The 6,881-nt window shown below is 47.1% G+C and carries 4 protein-coding genes; all 4 read right to left on the bottom strand.

Annotated features, from left to right (window positions below):
* Window positions 1-1,116: hypothetical protein (locus R3289_RS20395; protein ID WP_318927741.1), on the bottom strand; the 1,116-nt coding region annotated here is incomplete at its 3' end.
* Window positions 1,117-1,127: 11 nt separating this feature from the next.
* Window positions 1,128-4,457, bottom strand: a complete 3,330-nt coding sequence (locus R3289_RS20390; protein ID WP_318927740.1) for a toxin VasX — start codon at window positions 4,455-4,457, stop codon at window positions 1,128-1,130.
* Window positions 4,454-5,299: a DUF4123 domain-containing protein gene (locus R3289_RS20385; protein WP_318927739.1), complete on the bottom strand. Its 846-nt coding sequence runs from the start codon at window positions 5,297-5,299 to the stop codon at window positions 4,454-4,456. The genes R3289_RS20390 and R3289_RS20385 overlap by 4 nt, the downstream gene beginning before the upstream one ends.
* Window positions 5,296-6,881, bottom strand: a 1,586-nt coding sequence (gene tssI, locus R3289_RS20380; RefSeq protein WP_318927738.1) for a type VI secretion system tip protein TssI/VgrG, incomplete at its 5' end; no start/stop codon positions are given. The genes R3289_RS20385 and tssI, both read right to left, overlap by 4 nt.

Below are 6,881 nucleotides of genomic sequence, written 5' to 3'. Positions count from 1 at the left end.
TTTGGGCAGGGGCTTTGACCATTCCACTAGCTTGGGGGTGTTTAATACCGCTTGGGGCAAGGTTTCATTGTGGCGTTCCATAAATGACTGGGCCCAGTGATTTAAGCTCAACCAATTGCCGAACCGCCACACCGCGTAGGTGATCGGATCATAGGCTTTTTTCCTCAGTTTAATTTGCGCGTCAAAGTCATAAGGTACACGCTCGAAGGGGTCTATACCTTCCAGCCCGGCTTCGCCCTGGTCCATAAAGGTGCGTACCAGCTCATAACCTGAATACGCTTCTGCCATCGAATGTACCGGGAAGTTGACGGATGCAACCGCCAACGTTTCATCGTTGGCATCGGGGGCTAGAAAGCTGAGGAATTGATAGTCATGAAGCCCGCTGGTAGACGCCGCGCTGGCACTTTGGTATTCGACCCCGACCTTATCCCAGGGTACAGCAACCTGCTCATATTTGACCTTGCAGCGCTTCAGCTGCCGCCGGTATGTAATGAACTTTTTAAGCGGGTAAGTACCAAAAGCAATAGCAATAGCAATAGTTATGATGACACTGCTTAACCAATAGTCTGGAGGTGGTTTTGGCCCATCATGGAAAAGAAATATTGATGAAATAGACATCATTAACACAAACCAGCCCATGGAGGCACAGATAAAAATGCCAGGTGACCAGAAAAAGTATGGGATCTCGTGATCGCTGGTCTGCACATTGAAAATCAGCTCCCGCCGTTCACGGTGGCAGCGCAACGGAGCATTGCGTTTTGTTTCTTCTTCTAATTGCCGATTCGCAAAATACACAACCAAAATCATAGGCATGCCAACGCCAGCCCAAACTCCAATGCCTCCCCCAAAACCAGAGTCCAATATTGACCAAATAATAAAATAAAGCCCACCTAAAACAGCTAAAAGGTTGCCTAATAGATATATCTTGGCCCCAAACGCCTCACCGCCTGAGGTTTTCAAATCAATGTAGGTCGCGTTTTTTCGCTTTAACAACCCTTGAACATTACCGGGGGCATAACCGCTGTTGGCAGGCAGTGGGGCCATAGCAACGGTTTCAACCCCGTCCTGCTCCATTCTTTCACCCATCGCCAACATGCGCTTGGTTTCATTTCCCATAACAATGTTCCTTAAATCACTTCCCAACCAGACAGTTGAGGGCTATAACCCGGGCTAATTTCTTCACAGGTAAGCTTAACCGTCGGGGTATAGGCGATATGAACAATGCTGAACGCGATGCTGTAGCTGTAAGTCTCAGCCTGTGACACGGCATTCCACGGCTGAGATGACACATGAAGCTCTAAGCTATTAATCTGCCGTTGCTGTAGCTCCCTTATATCGAGGTCAAAAACCAGTTTAGACGCGCCACCTTTCAATGCCGTTACTTCACTATTAAGAATAAGCTGGTCGGTAAGGCGCATATCGGTAAGCTGTTTACGCTTTCCCACCAGTGCCAGCTGCAAATTATCCGCATCGGGCAGCTCGTTGCCGGGAAGAATGACGGTAAGGGTTAGCACCGGTTCGAAACTCATTGATGCACTGGTTTCAGGCTCTGCCGCGACACTTATTTTCGGGGTAAATAACACACGGTTTAATGCCGTTGAGTTTTGTGCCAGGGTGTCATATTCAACACTCTTGCCCCATAAACTGTTATTTGCCCATGCCACTAATGGCGGCCATTTGATAAAGTCATAAAACTTTTCTATCACGACGTATAACAAGTAACCCCACAACATATAAGGGCCGCTGCCTGCCAGTATTCTCGCCATTGCCATTTGCCCGGCAGTGGCTTTCATCGTGCCTGTTATAAACACACGTACAGCAATACGTGTGAGATGAAAGCTTTCATAAAAGCTTCCACTAAGTAGAAAAAAACTGGTTCCTGTTTTCACAGCAGAAACAATATATAGAACAGATCCTCGGTCCATATCTTTTAGAAAAGCTTGCCTATCTTTGCTGAACTTTATGCCATAACCAATCGTGCCCAGCACACTGGCGACCCAACCGACCGCAATGTCGGCCCTTGCCAGCTTAGCCAATACCGGCATGCTGCCCGTGACACCATACGCGGCTTTTAAATGGGCCGAATAAAAAGTATTTACCATACCCACGGATGCGCTGGCGGCATTAAATCCACTGGAAACGACACCCAATAATTCGACATCTTTTTCAGGGTCGAAGTAATCTTCAATCGCGGTAATAAAGGTATACAGGTTAAAGACTGTAATAAAACTGCCTAGGGCAAGCTTTTGGGCTTTGGCGTTATCCCACTTACCCTCTTTATGGGTAAGCTCCTGCATTGTTTCTTTCCAGTGGGTTTTAGATTTAAATAAGTTCTGGGTTGATTCTATTTCATTTAACAATAACCTTGCCGTCTCGCTGCTAACCCCTGCCAGCATGGCGGTATTTCCGTCGGTTGCGCGGAAGGTACTTTTCTGGATCTCATCAAGGCTGTTTCGGATCTGGCTCAGGTTATTTTTTCTTGCGGTTTTGATCTGTTTTATCTGCGCATCGTAGGCGGCCTTTTCCTGTTTTCTGGCTGCGCCCGTTTTATTTTTCCAGGCGCTATTTTGCTTTGCCGCCAGTAACACCCCGCTTATGTGGCGGTCTTTAGCAACTAGTTCGCCTAACTGTTTCAGTTTGTTATCTAACTGCTGCAAGGCTTGCGTGTTCGCTACCGTCCAGCCAACGCCCGTCATATCAAAGAACGTTGCCATATACGCTTTCGTCGCTTGGGGCGCATTATTAATGATCGCTTCCATCTTATGACTAAATATCATCTTCCCCTGTGCAGTATGAGTTTGATTAAACAGAGAGAGCACCATCGACTCATTCTTATTCGCCAGACTGGCAACCACTTTTGCCCGTTGTCCATCGTCGGTCAGTAAGCTTTTAAAACGGTGGTCACTATTGTCATTCAGGGCTTGTTGAAGCTGTTCCGGCTTAGATTTTGCGTTTGCACTCCCTTGTATTTTTTTTGTGATATTCGCCAGCGTAAATAATGATTTAGGCAGGGTGGCTGTCGACTGGCCTTTGTTCGAGACAGACTGATACACCAACATTGGTACGATACTGTCACCAAAATAATAGTCCTGCACCCAGGCCGGTGTTTCGATATTCAGTAGCTGATACAGTGCATCTTCATAGCTCATTCTTGCAACCACACTTTCAGGGGTATCTTCGCTGAAGTGCGGGGCTAACAGGTGCCAGCTCGGGGCAATACTTTGCAGCATCTGAACAACTGCCGTTTCCTTTTCTTTAAATTGCCGGTCAATATCAGCAGCTTTGTCTAATACCGTCTGCATTTCGTCATAGCGAATGACATCTTTAATCCCTTTTTTTATCGGCCCATAACCATCAACCAATAAATTATGATCTTTTATGGCTTTATTCACTTTATGTATCAGTTTTCCAGCCGACAGGTTTATTTTATTGGCCAGTGTTTCCGCATATTGTTCGGCTACCGGGTTATAAGGAATGACCTTCGGATGATCACCGACGGGGTTCTGGCGATAGGCAATATTATTTTTATCTTCGATATGCTCAATTAATTGTACCAGTTCCTCTTTCTTTAGATTTTTTAATTCTCCATCGCTAAGAACTAGCTCAATATCCTGACTGACTTTACTTACTTTTGCCTGTGCTGAAATAAACTGGTCGATAATTGTGCCGATCGCATAATCATCCCCTCGCACTTTAACTTCTTCGGCAAATTTATCCTGAATCGAATTCCAGCGAGATGCGTAATCAATAATATCGCTGCATATATCATTGACCACCATAAAGGCGCAGTCATTACTGTAATCTGGCTGTATGAACTGGGTGAGTTCAGATAACGTTGTCAGTTGCCATTGTTCAGCGGCGAGCCATTGATACAAGCCCAAATCCGGCGCATCCCCGGCAGGCTTCATGTCAGTCACAAAATCTGCGGTCTGTTTTGACAGTAAATCTGTTGAAATGAGCCCTTTGTCACCCAACATCGGATCATACCCCGCCAGAGGGATCGCATTCATGGTTTTTGCATGGTCTGATTCGAAAGCGAGAAAATTACTGCCGCCATCAGCCAAAGCAACAGGGGTAAATAATGCCTTCACTGACCCTGAGCGGGGCAGAATAATGGCGGTTTCACCAGTTTCCTGCTGCGTTGTTTCACCTGCCTTCAGTAAGGATTCCTTTAGCTGTCCGCTTTTATCAATCGCGTAACAACGAAGTTCATCCGGCCGGGAAGAGTGTATCAGGTAAAGAAAGCCTTCATTTAATGGCCTGATCCCTTGTGACAATCCTTCTTCGTTATAAAGGGAAGCATTAATATGATCCGGCATTGCCTGCTCTTCTTCGACCAAGGCATAACGAACCGGTATTAACTGAATATCTTGCTTCATCAACGGACAAGTCCCTTGAGGTGCGCCGGCTTCATCTTCAGACATTGTTGCAGCACTGTCGTTATAACTGAGATTCACAATTCCAATTCCTTCTTGTATTCGGCAGCAAGTAACGCGGCTTTATGTACCCGTTGTGAGGGCGTTAATAAACTGGGTTCAGTCAGCAACTGCTTTATATCCGGATAAGTGTCATCAACCAAAACATCCATACCCAGCAAACAAATGACATTGGTGAAATAAAAGACGGCACGCTCAGAGCTAAAACCGAGAGAATGGGCCTTGTGGTAGTACACTTCGGCCATTTCTATTTCGTCGGACGATGGGTGCTGTTGCGGAAAATAGGTTTGAATATGTTCAACAAGCCGCTGGATAAAAGTGGCTTCCGTCACCTCGGTTATTTTTTTAGCATTTAAACCAGTCAGTACAAACTGTTCACTCTCGTCATAATCAAGACTCTGAGAGGTATTACTAAACTGTTGCCAGGATTGAGACTGTACTTCCCATACCGACACTTGCCTGACAGGCCCAAATAACCTTGATAATTGCTGTTCTGTACTACTCTGAATTAATGCTGAAAAGATCCGCGGATCATAAGCTCTGAATATCACCGTTTCGTTATGGGTGTTTTGTGCATGCAATAAGCTTTTCCAGTGCTGTGTAACTGTCTCTAAATCCGCATCAGTATGAAGTATCATCCCCGCATTTAGCGGAATAACACACTCTTGGAACCATGTGTATAAAGCACCGGTACTTTCAACAACCCACGGGGAAATATCCATTACCGATTGCAAAGCTGTTCCCGCATACAGTGTCATGCCGTTTAAGTCAGATTCCGTGTCGTATAGCGACTTAGCGAGATTATCAACAGAGGCTCCATCTATAATCAGGTACTGGTATGTCTGCTCTGACGAAATACTCATAGCTGATTATTCTCATCGGCTTCACAAACTTCACAATAGCCTTGTGCTCGTTGCGCTGCAGTCTTCAGTGTACTGGCTTGTTGCGCTGGTAATATAGCCGCATTAAGTTGTTGTGCGGGTGCTATCTGCGTACTGCCTTGTTGTACCGCTGCTACCGGCGCACTCACATCGGCATCGGGTGCTCTCTGCGACAAGACTGGCAGTTGCGCAGCCTGTGCTGCTGCGCCACTGCCGCGGCCTGCACTGCCACCGGAGTTTATTTTGATTGTCGGACCAGCTACGGTGACGCCTGACGGGTCGACTTTAACAAAACTGCCCCCGGCTTTGATGGTGATTTCTGCACCCGCTTCGATCACCACTTTCTGACCTGAATTCAGATGTAGTTCGGTGCCGACATCAATCAGTTGTTTATTGCCGATTTTGGTGTGGACGGTACCGTCGATGATATGGTGGCTATCGCCTTTGACGGCTTCAAACTGATCGCCGTTTACGGTGCTGTGGTTGTCGACCTTGACTTCCTGAAAGCGGGAGTCGTGCACGGTGAGGTGGTCGGCATTGAGAATTTCGTCCTTACGATCATTTTCGACCTGAACATCCATGTTCTTTGCGGCATGAAGATAAAACTGTTCATTGTCTTTTTTGTCTTCAAAGCGCAGTTCATTAAAATTGCCGCCACCCACGCTTGATGAGGTTTTAAAGGTACTGCGGGTTTTGTGCTCTGGCAGATCATACGGTACTTTGTTTTTACCGTTGAACATCGCACCGGTGATTATGGGTTTATCCGGATCGCCATGAATAAAACTGACGATCACTTCGTGGCCTATGCGCGGCAAGACAAACTGACCATAACCGTTGCCAGCCCAGCCCTGTGATACACGTAGCCAGCAACTGGTTGTTTCGTTCGCCTGCCCTTCCCTGTCCCAATGAAATTGTACTTTTACCCGCCCAAGCGCATCGCAGTAAATCTCTTCACCAGCAGGACCGGTGACAATGGCGGTATCGATGTTATGGATATACGGCTTGGTAATGGGCTCGGCTCGAAACGCGGCTTCCCACGGGGTGGCAATAAAATCTGCGTTATAGGTCGCCGCCCCGTCAGCAAACTCTTCTAACGCCTGTGGCTGCTTGCCCTGGTGTTTCACTTCCACCAGCAACCAGGGTTCATTCCATTGATCATTGGGGTGCGCTTCCAACGACTGAAAATACCCGCTGGTGAGTTGGGTACAGTCACTTTTCCCGATTACCCGCTGCTTATAAATTCTGGCCTGCTCTAAAGTTAATGTCGCGATACGTGTTCCGTCGGCATCGGTTGTGAAGTGACCGGGATAATGAAAGGCTTCCAGAGGTTGTTCGTTAGAGATATTGCTGGCCTTGAGCCCTTTCGGTCTGAAATCAGGGCGCTCAAAGGTGAAGTCGGTCAGCGACACTTTGCCAGTCTGTGTTTGCTCTAACAGTGCAAAGTGATGAATGATGTCGCGGTCTTTTGCCATGCCGTGACTGTGCCGGTATGGCAATGCGGGCAGTTCGAGAAAGCCATCCTGCCCGTCGGCAATGACCATAACATGACCGGTCTCGGTGTGTT

Source organism: Photobacterium sp., from assembly GCF_033720175.1.
Taxonomy (GTDB): Bacteria; Pseudomonadota; Gammaproteobacteria; order Enterobacterales; family Vibrionaceae; genus Photobacterium.
The sequence above is the reverse complement of the archived record's forward strand: the minus strand, read 5'-3'. Positions and strand labels throughout refer to the sequence as shown.